This window comes from Melghirimyces profundicolus (genome assembly GCF_003054245.1).
GTDB lineage: Bacteria > Bacillota > Bacilli > Thermoactinomycetales > DSM-45169 > Melghirimyces > Melghirimyces profundicolus.
The window spans coordinates 1-16,000 of the sequence record NZ_QBKR01000044.1 but is presented as its reverse complement, the minus strand read 5'-3'; the positions used below and the strand labels follow the sequence as shown (position 1 = coordinate 16,000).

The window sequence follows — 16,000 nt, the reverse complement described above, 5'->3', positions numbered from 1 at the left end:
TTGGAGATGGCCGCCTGGTGCGATATCCGGATCGCGTCCACCCGTGCCGAATTCGGCTGCCTGGAAAGGAGGTGGAATGTCCCCCTGGTGGACGGTGGCACCCAGCGCCTGCCACGGATCCTCGGTTGGGGACGGGCGATGGACCTGGTCCTCACCGGGCGGCGGATCGATGCACAAACGGCTCTGGAATGGGGGCTGATCACCGAGCTGACGGAACCGGAAGCGCTGCTGCCCCGGGCCAAGGCCCTGGCCGCGCAGATGGCCGCTTATCCCCAGGGATCCCTTCGCACAGACAAGCAAGCGATGATGAGGGGTTGGGGGTCCACCTTGGAAGAGGGGCTGCGGGTGGAATGCCAACTGGGGATGCCTCATGTGAACAGCACGGAGACAGAGGAAGGATTAACCCGGTTTCAAAGACGTAAAAAAAAGGAGGAAAGTTCAGGATGATCGCCGGGATGAACGTCTTCGATCGTCCAAGGGAATGGGACGGAAAATCAACAATGAAAAGGAGCGTATGATATTGAAAGTGGACGACATTCGAAAAATCTGTGTGGTCGGCAGCGGTTCCATGGGACATCAAATCGCGATGTTGTGCGCCCTCGGAGGTATTGAAACAACGGTTCAGGATATCAGTCAAGAAGCGTTGGAGAATGCCCGGCGAAAACTGGAAGCGATACTGGACGATTGGGTCCGCAAGGGAAAAATATCAGAATCGAACAAGAAAACGGCATTTTCCCGCCTCACCTTTTCCGCCGATTTGATGGAAGCGGCGAGTGACGCGGATTTTGTCATCGAAGCAGTGGTTGAAAAACTGGATGTAAAGCGAAAGGTATTCAAAAAGCTGGATGAACTCACACCTCCTCACGCCATCCTGGCCACCAACAGTTCGACCATTGTCAATTCCTTGATCGCCGACGTCACCTGCCGGCCCGACAAAGTATGCAATATGCACTTTTTTTATCCGCCGCTGGTGATGGATTGTGTGGAAGTAGTGATGAGTGATGCAACCTCCGAAGAGACGGCGCAGGTCACCCTGGATCTGTGCAAACGGATCGGGCGGACCGGGGTTTTGTTGCGGAAAGAGATTTCCGGATTTGTGGCCAATCGCATTTTGGGAGCATTGCAGAAGGAAGCGATGAAACTGTACGAGATGGGCATCGCCGATTTCAGGGATATCGATCTGGTTGTCACCAAGGCACTGCGCCATCCGTTAGGCCCCTTCCAACTGATGGATCTGTCCGGAATTGATGTCATCCATTATGTGATGAAGCAGCAATATGCCGAATCAAAAGACCCGAATGACTGCCCGCCCCGATTTGTCGAAGAGAAAGTGGAGAAAGGGGAGCTGGGCCGGAAGACAGGTAAGGGTTTTTATGATTATGACAAAAAGGATCGGGTGCGTTCTTGAGACTCGGCAAGGACTGAACCGGTTATGGATTTATGAACATACCCATAAGGCGCTGGATTATGGTCGTAATCCACCTCCTCACTTGTGGTGAATAATGGATTCACAACCCACAAAACCCCAACTTTATGCTGAGGTTGGGGATCCTGTCTGCAGAGAGTGCTGTACTCTATAGCATGACGGAAAAGGTTTTCTGCAGCCCGGTCGAGATTAAACTCCAAATACCATAAGTACCACACCAGCTGTAACCACGGTAAAAGTCCCCGATGATTCACAGAGAGCTTTTGGGCTCTCTTTTATTTTTTTGACTATACAAATAATTATATTTCCAATTATCGAACATTGTTGTATGATAGAGGGAGGAGGGGGGCATCGAATTCACTGGAGGTAATACTATGTACACATCCAAACTGGACATTCATGAGCTGGGCGAACTTGTCCGGAGGATCCGCAAAGAAAAGGGCTTTCGTTTGGAAGACTTGGCGGATGATAAAATTTCTCCGGCAACCATTAGCAATATAGAACGGGGGGTTCCACATGTAAGCCCGCAGAAGGCCATGTACCTTTTGGAGAAGTTGAAAATTGAACCGGAAGAGATCCCCAAGCTGATCTTGGGCGAAAAGGAGAAATTGGAGAAGGACCATTTCTATATTCAAATGGCGGACCTAAAGCGTGAATCGGGAGATCCGGAGGGAGCCCTCCAGGATTTGAAAGATTTGAAATATCCTGATGATCACCCATTGGCTCCCATGGCTTCGTATGTGAATGGAAAGTGCCACCGGGACCTGAAAAAGTGGACGAAGGCCGAGCGATGCTTCAATACGGGGATACGTTTATCCAGCCAGCTTCCTGAATCCACCAACATCCATGCAGTGTGTCTGGCGGAACTGGGTCTTTGTCGGTACCTGCAAAACGACCTGAACGATGCGTTAAAGTATACCGAAAACGCAATTCAGGTATTTGATCGGAACGGGGATCGGAAAGATGCATGGTATCTCCTTCAATCAAACAAAGGACTTTACTTAGAAAGAATGGGAAGAGTTGGTGAAGCCTGGCGGGTCGTTGAAGACAATTGGGATGAGCGGGACCAGATGGAGAACGTGTGGGACAAGCTAACATTTTACTGGTTGCGTTCCGAACTGTCTTACCGAATGGGCATGCTGGAAGATGCGATTCGTTGTGCTCGGGAAGGCTTGGAACTGGCCAGAATCAATAAAATTTATCATGCCATATTCACCTTATCAACCGTTCTGGGAAGCACCTACATAAAACTGGGAGAGTTGGTTCAAGCGGAGCAGTCATTCCAGACAGCTCTGGACTTTCAACCGAAAATCGACAACAAAAAGACGGTCACCGTTGCTTATATCCGACTTGGCATGCTTTACAAGATGAAAAACCAGATCGGTGAAGCCCTGGATGCCCTTCAGAATGGGATTGAGAACAGCCGTGAGCACAACGATGCCCCGCGTCTGACGTATGCCCTTCTCGTCTTGGGTGACCTCCATCAGTCCTCCGGGAAACAAGAGGAAGCGATAGCTGCTTACCAAGATGCCCTCTCTCTTGCTCAGACCCATCAGTACAAAAAGCGGGAGCACCGTGCTCTCTACAGTCTGGCCAGATGTTACAAAGATTCGAATGAGCAGGAATTTCAGAAATGTATGGTAAATATGTATCTGGTACAGACTGAATTAAGACAAGCAGAGGAGGATTTTTTCGATGAAGTGGAGTAAGAAGGCGATTATCATTGTTTTGTCCGCTTTGATCCTTGGTACGGGAGCTTGGGGAGTATCTCATTTAAAACCGTCCCAACCCCAATACACTGACACATTAAACACTGATGAACCGAGAGGTAGTTAAGGAAGATACGGGGAATCATTTCCCGTATTTTCAGGCTGTCGAGAAAGTCTCGACAGCCTGTTTTTTTGTCTGTTCATTGCCGTTCAATATTTAGAGGAGAAAAAGGATCGGGGCGATGGGCGTGTGACGTTCCAATAAAGCGAAACAAAATGACGGACGTTTGTCTGTATTGAGGAATGGGTCCCAGAAGATCATCTGCTCCGAAAGTGGACAAGTATCTCGATTTCTCTTTTATCACGGAAAAGGTACGTTCCTTGTATTGTCAAAACAATGGAAGACCCTCGATTGACCCGGTCGTTCTCTTTCAAATGATGTTCGTAGGGGATTTATTCGGGATTTGTTCCGAACGTCGATCAGAAAAAGAGATTCGTGTCCATGTGGTGTACCGTTGGCTTCTCGGTCTCAACCTCACCGACTCGGTTCCGAACAAGGATTTTTCGATGTTGATACGGAGAATACACCATCCGATTCCTGAAGATCTGTTTAACGTTTTCGTTCGCTGACGAGCTTTTCAACGGTGGGGAGATCGGCCGGTGCCCATGGGAGAGAAGATAGGTCATGGAGGGAAACCCATTGAAGCTCAGCGTGTTCTTTGGCCCGGGGTGTACCTTCCACGATCCTTGCTTCATTAGGTGGATGATGATGTTGGGATCGAAATGTTCCACATCTTCCATATTGGAAAAACGGCGAAGCCTGAATGGCTACGCCGTTTGTTTTACCTCTTTATCCGGCACGTAATCGATGACCTTGGGCCTGTGTGGTGGATAGGGGCCACGTAATCCGGTTCGCAGGAGCTGGTTGAGATGTTTCACTGATCCGTACAGCTTTTCTTTGGAGAAGGTTAAAGTACGGAGGGTTCGAGTTTTCGCATGTCCCCCGCTTCTTTGAATTGGCGGTGCCAACTTAACGCTTCCTCCAAAAGGTGAGGTGTATGGCCGCCTTGAACGGATGCTCTTTGAAAATAATCGCGAAGGGCATCTTTATAGAATGGGTGGGAAAGATTCTCGATAATGACTTTTGCCCGTTCCCGTGGAGAAAGCCCTCGCAGATCCGCGATCCCTTGTTCCGTCACAAGGATATCGACGTCGTGTTCCGTATGATCCACGTGAGAGACGAAGGGGACAATACTGGAAACCTTTCCGTTTTTGGCCGTGGATTTTGTCACAAATATCGTTAACCCGGCGTTGCGGGCAAAATCTCCGGAACCCCCGATCCCGTTCATCATATGGGTCCCAAGCACGTGAGTGGAATTAACGTTGCCGTATATATCAATCTCCAAGGCGGCGTTCATCGCAATGACTCCGAGCCGACGGATCACTTCCGGATGATTCGAAATTTCCTGGGGACGCAATACGATCTGATTCCGGTATTGAGGCAAGGAGGATAAAACGTGATCTCTCATCCTTTGGGAAAGGCTGAAGGAACAACCCGAGGCAAAGGCGACCTTACCGGAATCAAATAAGTGAAAGACAGAATCTTGCATGACTTCCGTGTAAATTTCAAGCTGGTTGAATGGAGACTGTTCCAATCCACTGAAGACCGCGTTAGCCACCGAACCGACACCGCTCTGCAATGGGGCGAGTTTGTCGGTTAAGCGGCCATGTCTAACCTCATGCTCCAACAATTCCAAAATGTAACCGGCCATTTGTTGTGTTTCTTCGTCCGGTGGAATCATTCTGGAAGGTGAATCGGGTTCATCCGTGATAACAATACCTATGATTTTTTCCGGATCGCAAGGGATATAATGATATCCGATCAGGTCGTCAACTTGTCTGATGTCGATCGGGGAACGGAACGGTCGACGTTCCGGAAGGTAGATATCGTGTATTCCAATGAGGGATTCAGGCATGGAAAGATTGATTTCCACAATCACTTGTTTCGCTTGCTGTACGAACAGGGGGGAATTTCCAACTGAAGTGGTAGGGATAATCCCTCCATCTTCCGTGATTGCCACCGCTTCAACGATCGCCAAATCGATCGGACCGACATTCCCGTCCCGAAACGATTCCGCGGTATGGCTGAGGTGCTGCTCAATATAACGGATTTCGCCTCGATTAATACTTTTTCTAGTTTCCGGATCGCTTTGGTAAGGGGATCGACGGTCCACAAGATGATTGGAGCTCAACCAGGAATCCGCTTCTCCCAATGATGCTCCCGAATAAAGGTGAATACGGCGTAAATCCCCGGTTTTCCGGATATTATTAACCAAGGCACGGGGAACAGCTTTTACATCACCACAACGGGTGAATCCACTTACACCGACGGTCATTCCATCACGGATCCACTCCTGAGCTTCATCAGCTGACATCACGCGTGATCTTAAGAAGCTGTTACGTATGCGATGTTCCATAATGTTCCTCCCAATGCCGTGATCTCAAATCATCAGTTTGGAAACCGTTTTCATCAAACGTATCAGAAAAGATCATCGCTTGTCCGGATTTTAGGATACAGAGCGATATTTGCGGACGAACAAAAATAAGAGAGTGTAAACTTGCCTTTGATCCGAATGGGGGCTGCCGTTTTGTTATAATGACGTAGAGTGAATTTTCATCTTTGGAGGGAATTTTCAATTGAATTCATCTCTTCTTTCTCTCGTTACCGGTCTTCTTAAGGACTGGGTTCCTTCCGAAGCGTCTTTGGCTGTTGCCCGCGAGTCCAAGTATATCTTGTACCAAGCCGGGCAATATGATTTATCCATCCAAGCCGGCCAAACCGTTCCCAGGGGAAGCGTATCGGATCTCGTCTTCCGGTACAAAAAACAGGTGGACCGTTGTGTGGATCATTCGGTATTCGGAATTCCCTACCACGGCATGGGTTATCCCCTGGAGACTCGGGACGGTTTTATGGGAGTATTGACTGTAATCCTCCCGCCAAACAAACGAACCGGATCCCCCTTGGAATTTGTTACGGGATTTCGGGAGAATATATGGAAACCGGTACCGGTCGAAGAGATTGCTTATTTCGAAAGCAGCCAAAAGAAAACGTGGTTCACATCCACATCTGAACCGTTTGGCACATTCAGCACAGCCTATACCCTGCAATCGTTGGAACAGAAGCTGCCTGCCCGCTTTCTCCGTATCCATCGGTCATATATCATCAATATCGGTTATATTGAAAAAATTTACCGGGATGTCTCTTCCAGGCTCCTTATCAAGTTGGCAACGCCGGATGGTTGCGTTTTACCCGTGGGAAACAGCTATCTCAAAAATACCCGAAGGATTTTAGGTTTTTAAACAAATAGAGCCTATTTGATGAAAAACCGCCTTCACCCTTGATAATAAGGGAGAAGGCGGTTTTCAGAGGGATCCATCACCTCACCGGATGTTTGGGTGAAGAAAACAAAATTGAAGAGACCTGGAAGGGAAAACATTAACCATCCTTTTTATCAATGTGATCGGCTGTCCGAATGGCCAAAGCAACGGTGGTTAAGGTCGGGTTGGTGGCACCGGTTGAGGGCAGAGAAACACTGTAAAGGAAGCCGACTGTTCAATGATGAGGCCCTTGCGATGAGATTATAAACCAGCCTTTCCCATACCGTAATAGAGGTATCCACATTGGATCAGGGCCTTTTGGTCAAGAACGTTTCTCCCGTCGATAATGAGTGGGGTGCGCATTCGATGTCGGTGTGATTTCCAGTCGAAATGAAGGAAATTCTTCCACTCCGTCATCAGAAAGATACAATCGCTGTCTTCAAAAGCCTCACTCATTTCGCCGCAAACGGTCACCGGCAGTCCGGCCGGGTTCCGATGCCTGAAAACCACGGGGTCATAGGCTCTGAGAAATGCTCCTTTTTGATGAAGAGCCTGAATGACTTTAATCGCCGGAGCTTCCCTGATGTCGTCTGTGTCGGGTTTGAAAGCAATTCCCAGAATGGAAATGGTTTTCCCCCTGACGTCGCCCAATCTTTCCTCCAGTCGCCGCAGGTAATATTCCACCTGTGTTTCATTCACCTGCCGGACCGCTTGCAGAATCCGGGGAGAAAGGCCTGCCTGTTCGAACATATGCCCCAGAGAAGCCAGATCTTTCGGAAAGCAGGATCCTCCCCATCCAATCCCGGCTTTCAAAAACCGGGAACCAATCCGCCGATCCAGCCCGATCCCGGTCGACACATCCGCAACATCGACACCATGGGAATCACATAGACGGGCGATCTCGTTGATGAAGGATATCTTCATGGCCAGGAAAGCATTGGCACTGTATTTGATCAGTTCAGCCGTTCGAAGTCCGGTCATCATTTTGGGGCATGGAATGGAGTCGTACAAGTCCCGGACAGACCGGGCGGCTTCCGTATTATCGGATCCGATCACAATGCGGTCCGGATGAAGTGCATCATACAAAGCGCTGCCCTCCCGGAGAAACTCCGGGTTGCAAACCACATCCACGGGGATATACCGTGGTTGCCGCTTCAGGATCCAGCGATGGATGTTTTGGCAGGTACCAACCGGGGCGGTGCTTTTGTTCACCACGATCTTATACCCGTTCTGATTCAGGCCGATTGTTTCGGCGACTTTTTTTATTTGGTTGAGATCCGTGAATCCATCGGATTTTGAAGGTGTTCCCACCGTGATAAAAAGGATGTCGCTCTCTCTGACCGCTTGCCCGGTGTCTGAAGTGAAGGAGAGGCTGCGGCGGGAGAGATGCCTGTTGAGCACCTCTTTCAGCCCGGGTTCGTGCAACGGAAGACGGTTGCTTTTCAGCTGCTTCAACTTCGCCGTATGGGTATCGGCGCAAACCACTTGGTGATTCAGTTCGCAGAGCATGAGGGCGGTGGTGAGTCCGACATATCCGGTCCCGATCACAGCAATGTTCATGAGTGTCCCTCCCGGCTCTCCAGGATTTTTTCAAGATGGACCGCCTGTTGCTTCAAGCCTTGCGACAGCGAAACAGAAGGGATATATCCCAGCTCCGCTTTCGCTTTTCCGATTTCCGCCCATGTATGCTTCGGATCACCCGGCTGCTTCTGTTCATGGCAGAGGACCGCTTTTTTGCCCAGAATGGATTCCAGCAGGCAAATCACTTTGTTCAATTCGATTCTGGAACTCCCGCCGATATTGTAAACTTCACCGGGACGGCCCTTTTCCGCCGCCAGGAGATTGGCGTTCACGGCGTCTGTGATGTACGTGAAATCCCGGGTCTGTTCGCCGTCACCGTACAGGTGAATCGGTGTCCCGTTCCGGATGCTGCGAATGAAGCGGTGAAAGGCCATGTCCGGTCGCTGCCGGGGTCCGTATACCGTGAAATAGCGTAAAGAGACAACAGGAACCCCGTAATTGTCGTGATACAGCCGGCACAGATGTTCACCGGCCAATTTGGATACTCCGTAAGGAGAGAACGGTGCGGGCAATCGTGATTCGTCCGTCGGTCCGTTCATGTTGCCGTAAACGGAAGAGGATGATGCATAGACCACTTTTTCCACCGGACTCTTTTTGACGGCGTCCAACAATTGTTGGACGCCGGAGATGTTGTGGTTTATATATCGGGAAAAATCTTTTCCCCAGCTGGATCGGACCCCCGGCAAAGCTGCCTGATGGAAGACATGGCGGATCCCCCGAAGCAGATCCTTCAGGTTTAACGATTGCAGATCGCCCGGGATGTAACGAAAATGGGGATGCCGGATAAACGACTCCATATTCTTCCTTTTTATCCACGCGGCATAGTTGTCGGTCAGCCCGTCAATCCCTGTCACATGATAACCGTGTGCGAGCAACGCTTCTGTCAGCGTGGAGCCGATAAATCCCGCGCAACCTGTAACCAATGCAGATTTCATTGTCTCTCCCCCTTTTATTGCTTCCCGGATCCTAACTCTCCCGGGTGAAGGTAAATGGAGGACCCGTCACCCAAGATGAACCGGCCGGACGCTTCATCCGATGCCGGGCAGCCGACCCGGACATGGCGCCCGAACACACTGCGGTCGATCGGGGTTGAAATCCTTTCCAACTGTGCCTTTTCCAACAGGATGCTGTTCCGAATCCGGCATCGGTCGACTTTGACTCCCGCTTCCATGGACACATAGGGACCGATGGTGGATTCGACAAGGGTGCATCCTTCCCCGATGATCACCGGATCGATGATCGTACAATCTTTTACCGTCGATGTCGGATCGATCATACTGCGGCCGGCTGAAAGCTCATTCAACTTCCAATGATTCGCTTCCAGCCAGCGGCTTACCGTTCCCACATCCGAATAGTGCTGATCCGTCAGGGAATATGAGATGGAACCTTCATGGTCGATCATCCACTGGATCGCGTCGGTGATTTCGTATTCCCCCCTTGCGGAAGGAGAGATCTGATGAATCGCGGTGAAGATTCGGGAATCGAATGCATAAGCGCCGATGACGGCCAGATTGGATCGCGGCGATATTGGTTTTTCTTCCAGCCGGACAATCCGGTCTCCCTCGATGGAAGCGATTCCATACTCGCGGGGATTATTCACCCTGGCCAGCAGAATGGAGCCGTTTCTTCCAGATTGTCTGATATCTTGCTTCAACCCGTTTAATGACTGCTGAATCAGATTGTCCCCCAATAATAAAAGAAACCGATCCTGACCGATAAAATCCTCTGCCTGGCGCACGGCATCCGCAATCCCCCTCGGTCTTTCCTGATGAATCATGGTGACGGAAACATTCCGGGGCTTTGCCATGCGAATGTGATGGCGAATGATGCCTTCCTGAAAAGGATTTATTACAATTCCGATCTCCTCGATCCCTGTACGGGCAAGCTGTTCCAAGGCATAGACCAGTACCGGTTTGTTGGCCACAGGAAGCAGAGGCTTCGGCTGAGAATACGTTAACGGGCGCAGGCGGGTCCCCCTTCCCGCACAGAGAATCAATCCCTTCATGTCTTCACTCTCCTGATTGTCGGGTTCTTGCAAATTCGTTCAGCGATTCATATACAAGCAAACTATGTCTTTGACATCAGAGAGGACACGGCCGCTATCTCGATGAGATGTAAAAATGGCGCTTCACAGTGGATCCGGACGGATCTGTCCGGTTCACACAGCGGCGCCCGACCAAAAAGACTGCGGGCATTTCCCGCAGTCTACCTTTTTGAAGGTCCAGCTTTCCAAACGCTCCCCACTTCTTTGGCCACCCGTTTCCAGCCGTATTTTTTCTCGGCCAGGGAACGCCCTTTTCGACCCATTTGCCGACGTTTGGATTTATCCTTCAGGAGCTTGCTCAGCGCATTTGCAAACGCTTTTGGATCTTCCGGCCGGTCTACCACCATACCGTTACGCTTCTCCACCACTTCCGGATTACCCCCTCTTTTCGTGGTGATAAACGGCAGCCCGCTGGCCATGGCTTCGAAATGAACGCGGGCCAGGGGTTCTTGCCAAAGGGAGGTGCAGACAAACACATCTCCGGCCCAGAACCATTCGTGGATTTTGTCACCGGACACATAACCGGTCGTAATGATGGGAACGGACGAACGCTTGGCAAGAGCCCGAACATAGGCTGTGTAATCACTCACTCTGTCGTCGCTGAACCATCTGCCGCCGACAACGACGAGAGCGATATCCGGATGGCGTTTTTTCAGCTCGTTCATGGCCCGCACCAAAATGTCGGCCCCTTTTTTGGGGGAGATCCGCCCGACGTACAAAATCACCTTTTTGGAGCCCAGCCCATACTGTCTGCGAAGTTTTTTGCGGATTCGAAGCGCTTTTTTCGATTGATCCCAGGGAGTAAAACGCTGAAGATCAACTCCGGAGTATATTGTGCGGAACTTTGAGGGTTTCGCTTTGTGAAGCTCCCGGATCCTTCTCCCGACATAATCACTGATGGTGACGACTTTTTCCACTTTTTTGAGGACCTGTTTCGCTTCTTTCGGATCCAGTTTCTCGGGGTCGAACATGTCGTTGTGCATGCTGAGGATGATGCGGGCCCGGGGTGCGGCTTTATGGACGGGCAAAACGAGGCGGGGACGGTTGAATATATGAATGACGTCGAATTTTTTTCTGTGCTTTTTCACATATTTAACCACTTCTCTTTTGTATACATCCAGATAACCGCCCTCCACACGCACATAACGAATCTTTCCTTTCTTTTCCCGCTCGGGAAGGCCGGGGTCGGAAGTTCCCAGAATCGTCAGGTCGTGTTTGCGGCTCAGCAGGGGAGCAATTCCGGAAATGTAAGTTTGAATGGCACCGCCCCGAACGGGGGGGACCGGCAGTTTTTCCGTCGAAATCATCAAAACCTTCAATTAAGACTTGCCTCCTCTTTTCTTTTTGTTCCGCTTTTTTTTCTTCTTTTTGCGGGAAGACGTCCCGGTGTAGTTCCCGGATTTGAATTTACTTTTATCTTTCCACAGCTGTTTGAGGGCTTTCCACTTCGTTTTTTCGCATTTCATCACACCGTTCAGCACGGGATCGGCTTCTCTTTTGAGAAACGTCTCAGGATAATAGAGCATCTCTTTCACATGTTTGTAAAATTCATTGGGCAGGGAGAGATCGATCATCAGGATTTCATAGGTTTCGGCGTCAATGGGGTTGGCTTTGTGGTAGGCATTAATCATGCCGCGGGCCCATTTCAAATCCCAGTACCCCATGTCCTCCATGGTGCTGGTGATCAATTTGCGCAGATCGCGAATGGGCAGGTCGTAGGAAACGCCGTCCAGGTCGATCACCCACAGACCGCCGGGGCCGAGCTGACCGTTGGACCAACCATAATCCTGATGAACGAGCCCCCAATGGGCTTCTCCCTTGGCCACCATTTTTGAATAAGGGGATTTTTCCAGTTGTGCCAAAGCATCAGAGGCTTGCTTTTCAAACCGGTCGGTCAGAGACAACAGCCGCTTGCTGGCCGGCAGGTTTTTATAGGCTTTTGCCAGTTCCCGGAACCAACCGATCTTGGTTCTCACTTTTTCATAGTATTTCGGCCAGCGGGTCAACCGGGAAGCTTTGACGGCATCCTCCGGCGGAAGGTAACCTTTGGAGTGTTTGTGGAACTCTCCGAGTCCGTGACACAGTTCTTTGGCACCTTTCAGATTGATCTTGGAAGCCTGTTTCAACGACCGGATCCAGTCGGTGACAATCCAGACCTTCCCTCCCATTTCAACATACAGTTGTTTATTTTTTGTACGAACCAAGGCGGGGACTCTTGCGCCCTGCTTAACGATATAGTCCTGGGCATATACGCTGAATTTGCTTCGGGCAGGTGCGCGGTGCAGAAGTTTTAGACTGCGGGGGCCTTTGTTGGTCTCTATTTTCCAGATGGCTCCACCCTTGTCAGGTTTGGAAGTGATCAGTTTCCTGCTCCGAACCTTCATATTGTAATGAGCCATGACCTTTTTGGCGATCTTCTCCACTTCGGGAGGGATGTAGGTGTCCAAGTTCACTTTTTTTACGTTGTCCCAAGGCTCAATTTGATAATCTTTCATGCATTAACCTCCTGAAAAAATAAATCGGAAAAGGAACGAAGTCCGATCGAAAGCCGTATCTTTTTCCATGGACCCTTGTGCAATACAGTGTATTCTTGGCAGATGAACGACGAAACGGACAAGTAGCCTCCGTCATTTGTCTATAAGAATGGCAAATCCTTGCCTTCCGGTGCTTTCCTTCTAAGTCATCAAACGGTTCCGGGCGTAAGGTGGGAAAGTGAAACATAAGGGAAGGGTACCGGTATGACGACGACACCAAAAATATCGAACCGATGTTCTCCTTCGGTGATGGGTTGAGCGGGTGATTCCTGGAATGGAATTATCCGCTGTCAGTGGATCCCACTGCTGATATTTTGATTTGATATGGGTGTGACAAAAGAAGTCCAGAGGTTTTCACCTCCGGACTTCAATTCTGCTTGCGATGAAAGAGAATCGGGATGCCCATGAATGGTGGATCCGTCTCAGCGGAATGGATCATTACGATCCATGGCTTCAAAGGTCTCGAAGTCAACCATCAGATAATCCGGGTTGGTTTCGGCCCAAATACGCGCAACAGTTTATGGAATCATTGTGATTGATTGTCAGACTCAGAAGAAGGGAAGCGTTTACCCGAAACAGCGACGTTACTGTCCTGCCCGGCGGGGCAGCGTCATTCCCATGGGGCAAAAGTGGAAAAAACGACCGGACTTCCGCGAAGTCCGGTCGTTTTGATGGGCTTAAGCAGATGCCGATGATCTGTTTCGGAGTCGTGCATCAGGGTCCCATTCGTCCGGGTGACTTGCGCACTTCGAATCCGGTCATACTTTTGGGGTGCCCACTCATGCTGTTTTCATAGTTGGACGGAACTTCCAAGTCCAGTCCCAGTTCTTCATCTTCTTGCACCTTGTTTTCTTTCGGCTCCCGCGGTTGTTTCTTTTTCATTTTCATTCTTCATTTGACCTGTATCATGTAACGCGGGATGGCTGAATATACAAACCGGCGAAAAGGAATTTCAGGGGTGTCTTTGGGCCAAAAAGGGGTAACGTTCCTTACGATGAAGAACGAATGGCCTCCCGGTCCAAAAGGGTGTTTTTCATGTACTTGTGGAAAAACCATTCTCCCAGGGCGATCATGGCTGCACTGGCGAAGGAGGCACCCATGAGGGAAACATCTGCATCAAAGCGATAGATGCCCATGAACCAGACTGTGATCAAAGCCAGTCCAAAATCGCCGATCGCAGCAATTACGTTCCCGACCCGGGGTAAGAGAAACACGTCCCCCAAATAACCAAGGAGCGTCAAAAAGGTACTGATCAAAAATACATCGGTAAAGGGAACATCGTACAAAGCCCCCAAGACGATCCAAAGGATCAAAGTAGTCAAACCGAACTTCAGAACCAATGCGATGAAGTGTCTCATGTTGGATCATCTCCAGCTATGATTGTTTATTCAGTTGTTTCTCCTGGAAGAGAAAAAACTATACACCCGGTTCTCGGTCTCCCTGTTCGCAGAAGGAGATGTGACCTGAGGATTCCGGGCATCCTGGGGCCGCGGGATCTGGAACATAGAGGATTTTACTTTTCTAAAAAATCGCACTGGATGAACGACTGGCATCCGTGTTACGATCAAATTGTAAACCAAATATATTTATAAGTTTACAATCGAGGCGATCCGGCTGAAAGAAAGGGGGATTTTCCGGTGTCGGACTGGGATGAGTGTCTTGGGGCCGAGTTGCATCAGCTGCACCGGAGGGGTCTCTTAAGAAGTCTCCGACCGGTTTCCGATGCGGCTTACCCTGCGTTGACCCGCGAGGGAAAACGCCTGATCAACTTCTCTTCCAACAACTATTTGGGCCTGGCCGGCCATCCCCGGATCATCGAGGCGGAAGAAGCGTCGGCGAAACGGGGGGCGGGATCTGCCGCTTCCCGTTTGATTATCGGCCACGATGAAGAGACCGGCCGTTTGGAACGGGAGATCGCGGAATGGAAGGGAACCGAATCCGCCCTTCTCTTTTCCAATGGATATATGGCCAACCTGGGGGTGTTGTCGGCCCTGTTGACCCCTGGGGACGCCGTGTTCAGCGACCAACTCAACCATGCCAGTATCATTGACGGGATCCGTCTCAGCGGGGCGAAAAAGTACATCTATCGGCACAACGATCCTGACCATTTGGAAATGCTGCTGAAGCAAGCCGACCGGGAGGGGGTGAAGCGAAAGCTGATTGTCACCGACACGGTTTTCAGCATGGACGGGGACTTGGCCCCGCTGAAGGAGCTGGCGGAACTTAAAAGAAGGTACGGTGCCGCCCTGATGGTGGATGAGGCTCATGGAGGAGGCGTCTACGGGCCGGAGGGCGAGGGGGTGACCCATATGTTGGAAGTGCATGACCGGGTGGATCTGCAGATGGGCACCTTCAGCAAAGCTTTCGGGGTTTACGGAGCGTATGTCGCGGGGAACCGAAAGTGGATCCGTTACTTACTTAATACCAGCCGCAGCCTGATCTATACCACCGGCCTGCCTCCCGCGGTGATCGGGGGCATCCGGGCGGCGTTGTCCCTCGTGCGCGAAGGGTCGCAGCTCAGGCAGCAACTGTTTCAAAAAAGCAGCCGTTTTCGTGAAAAGCTCCGGGAGGCCGGGTTTTCCATTCCTTCGCATTCTTCCCCCATTCTCCCCCTGGTCATCGGCGGCGCTCCGGAGACATTGCGGTTGAGTGAGGCACTGGCGGAACAGGGAATCCATGCCCTGGCCATCCGTCCCCCAACCGTCCCTCCCGGGACCGCCCGCATCCGGTTCTCTTTCATGGCCAACCATGACCCGGCGGATCTGGATCGCTGTGCCGATACTGTCATCCGACTGGGCGAGTCCATGGGGCTTGTTGAGCAAGTCGGGTGAGACAGGATCGATCGGTCTTCTCATCCACACGTTCTTCCGGGTCTGCTTTACCGCAGATCCGGCTTTTTCTTTGCAGTTTTGGCTGTAGACCTGCAAGGAAATGTGGGCTTCCTCCGGCAGTCTGTCGTCGTTATTGGCCTTCTGATATCCGCACACCGGCTCACAAGGTGAGGAATCTGTATCAAAATGTTGCATGGACATGTTCAGTGAACAAAGCTCGGAACAAAAAACCCGACCGTATCGATCTTCTTCGTCTGGCATTATTTTTGCACTACCTCCGGGTGCAAGATCCCCGTGTGGGGATATGAAAAATTTCACCCGGGAGGTTGGTTTCTCATGAGTGTTGCAGTGTCGGCGCCCAATACGCAAGGAAGTTCGGTCCGGTACAAGTCCCAGTACGAGAATTTCATCGGAGGAGAGTGGGTGGCCCCCCTCGGAGGGGAATACTTCGACAATCCGTCTCCGGTGGACGGAAAGGTGTTCACCCGGGTGCCCCG

The 16,000-nt window shown here is 50.8% G+C and carries 13 protein-coding genes and 1 pseudogene; 6 read left to right on the top strand and 8 right to left on the bottom strand.

Features of this window, described 5'->3' with window-relative positions:
- From C8P63_RS18055 to C8P63_RS18040, 4 genes and pseudogenes are all read left to right on the top strand, one after another.
- Nucleotides 1-447, top strand: a 447-nt coding sequence (locus tag C8P63_RS18055; protein WP_245921027.1) for an enoyl-CoA hydratase-related protein, incomplete at its 5' end; no start/stop codon positions are given.
- Between the two features lie 67 nt (nt 448-514).
- On the top strand, nt 515-1,408 hold the full coding sequence (locus C8P63_RS18050; RefSeq protein WP_425437336.1) for a 3-hydroxyacyl-CoA dehydrogenase family protein: 894 nt from the start codon (nt 515-517) through the stop codon (nt 1,406-1,408).
- 392 nt (nt 1,409-1,800) lie between these two features.
- Entirely contained in the window at nt 1,801-3,135 is a 1,335-nt protein-coding gene (locus tag C8P63_RS18045) for a helix-turn-helix domain-containing protein (protein ID WP_108026644.1), read from the top strand.
- A 295-nt stretch (nt 3,136-3,430) separates the two neighbouring features.
- Nucleotides 3,431-3,690 (top strand): annotated as a pseudogene (locus tag C8P63_RS18040) (transposase); the annotation flags it as partial.
- Nucleotides 3,691-4,103: 413 nt separating this feature from the next.
- On the opposite strand, the gene scpC reads toward C8P63_RS18040, so the two are convergent.
- Nucleotides 4,104-5,612, bottom strand: a complete 1,509-nt coding sequence (gene scpC, locus C8P63_RS18035; RefSeq protein WP_211308313.1) for a succinyl-CoA:acetate CoA-transferase ScpC — start codon at nt 5,610-5,612, stop codon at nt 4,104-4,106.
- 220 nt (nt 5,613-5,832) lie between these two features.
- Here scpC and C8P63_RS18030 point away from each other — a divergent pair, with 220 nt between their 5' ends.
- The gene (locus tag C8P63_RS18030; protein WP_108026637.1) at nt 5,833-6,495 is read left to right on the top strand and encodes a LytR/AlgR family response regulator transcription factor; all 663 of its coding nucleotides are present in this window, start codon (nt 5,833-5,835) and stop codon (nt 6,493-6,495) included.
- A gap of 279 nt (nt 6,496-6,774) precedes the next feature.
- Here C8P63_RS18030 and C8P63_RS18025 read toward each other — a convergent pair whose 3' ends face one another.
- The 7 genes from C8P63_RS18025 to C8P63_RS18000 all read right to left on the bottom strand — a co-directional run bounded on the left by C8P63_RS18025 (nt 6,775) and on the right by C8P63_RS18000 (nt 14,030).
- Complete coding sequence (locus C8P63_RS18025) at nt 6,775-8,073, bottom strand: UDP-glucose dehydrogenase family protein (RefSeq protein WP_108026634.1); 1,299 nt, start codon at nt 8,071-8,073, stop codon at nt 6,775-6,777.
- Nucleotides 8,070-9,029, bottom strand: coding sequence for an NAD-dependent epimerase/dehydratase family protein (locus C8P63_RS18020; protein ID WP_108026631.1), 960 nt, complete (start codon nt 9,027-9,029; stop codon nt 8,070-8,072). Before C8P63_RS18020 ends, C8P63_RS18025 begins: the two co-directional genes overlap by 4 nt.
- 14 nt (nt 9,030-9,043) lie before the next feature.
- Nucleotides 9,044-10,099: a glucose-1-phosphate thymidylyltransferase gene (locus tag C8P63_RS18015; RefSeq protein WP_108026628.1), complete on the bottom strand. Its 1,056-nt coding sequence runs from the start codon at nt 10,097-10,099 to the stop codon at nt 9,044-9,046.
- A gap of 200 nt (nt 10,100-10,299) precedes the next feature.
- Complete coding sequence (locus C8P63_RS18010) at nt 10,300-11,457, bottom strand: glycosyltransferase family 4 protein (protein WP_108026625.1); 1,158 nt, start codon at nt 11,455-11,457, stop codon at nt 10,300-10,302.
- Nucleotides 11,458-12,633: a CotS family spore coat protein gene (locus tag C8P63_RS18005; RefSeq protein WP_108026622.1), complete on the bottom strand. Its 1,176-nt coding sequence runs from the start codon at nt 12,631-12,633 to the stop codon at nt 11,458-11,460.
- A 753-nt stretch (nt 12,634-13,386) separates the two neighbouring features.
- Nucleotides 13,387-13,554 (bottom strand): hypothetical protein, encoded by a 168-nt coding sequence (locus C8P63_RS19285; protein WP_170109750.1) that lies wholly within the window; start codon nt 13,552-13,554, stop codon nt 13,387-13,389.
- A gap of 107 nt (nt 13,555-13,661) precedes the next feature.
- Entirely contained in the window at nt 13,662-14,030 is a 369-nt protein-coding gene (locus tag C8P63_RS18000; RefSeq protein ID WP_108026619.1) for a YndM family protein, read from the bottom strand.
- Nucleotides 14,031-14,309: 279 nt separating this feature from the next.
- Here C8P63_RS18000 and bioF point away from each other — a divergent pair, with 279 nt between their 5' ends.
- Complete coding sequence (gene bioF / locus C8P63_RS17995; RefSeq protein ID WP_108026616.1) at nt 14,310-15,503, top strand: 8-amino-7-oxononanoate synthase; 1,194 nt, start codon at nt 14,310-14,312, stop codon at nt 15,501-15,503.
- The last annotated feature ends 497 nt before the right edge of the window (nt 15,504-16,000 follow it).

Bases quoted from the DNA above. Each gene is read 5' to 3' on its own strand.
- C8P63_RS18045 (WP_108026644.1), top strand. From the start codon at position 1,801: ATGTACACATCCAAACTGGACATTCATGAGCTGGGCGAACTTGTCCGG.
- C8P63_RS18005 (WP_108026622.1), bottom strand. From the start codon at position 12,633: ATGAAAGATTATCAAATTGAGCCTTGGGACAACGTAAAAAAAGTGAAC.
- C8P63_RS18050 (WP_425437336.1), top strand. From the start codon at position 515: ATGATATTGAAAGTGGACGACATTCGAAAAATCTGTGTGGTCGGCAGC.
- C8P63_RS19285 (WP_170109750.1), bottom strand. From the start codon at position 13,554: ATGAAAAAGAAACAACCGCGGGAGCCGAAAGAAAACAAGGTGCAAGAA.
- C8P63_RS18015 (WP_108026628.1), bottom strand. From the start codon at position 10,099: ATGAAGGGATTGATTCTCTGTGCGGGAAGGGGGACCCGCCTGCGCCCG.
- scpC (WP_211308313.1), bottom strand. From the start codon at position 5,612: ATGGAACATCGCATACGTAACAGCTTCTTAAGATCACGCGTGATGTCA.
- C8P63_RS18020 (WP_108026631.1), bottom strand. From the start codon at position 9,029: ATGAAATCTGCATTGGTTACAGGTTGCGCGGGATTTATCGGCTCCACG.
- C8P63_RS18025 (WP_108026634.1), bottom strand. From the start codon at position 8,073: ATGAACATTGCTGTGATCGGGACCGGATATGTCGGACTCACCACCGCC.
- C8P63_RS18000 (WP_108026619.1), bottom strand. From the start codon at position 14,030: ATGAGACACTTCATCGCATTGGTTCTGAAGTTCGGTTTGACTACTTTG.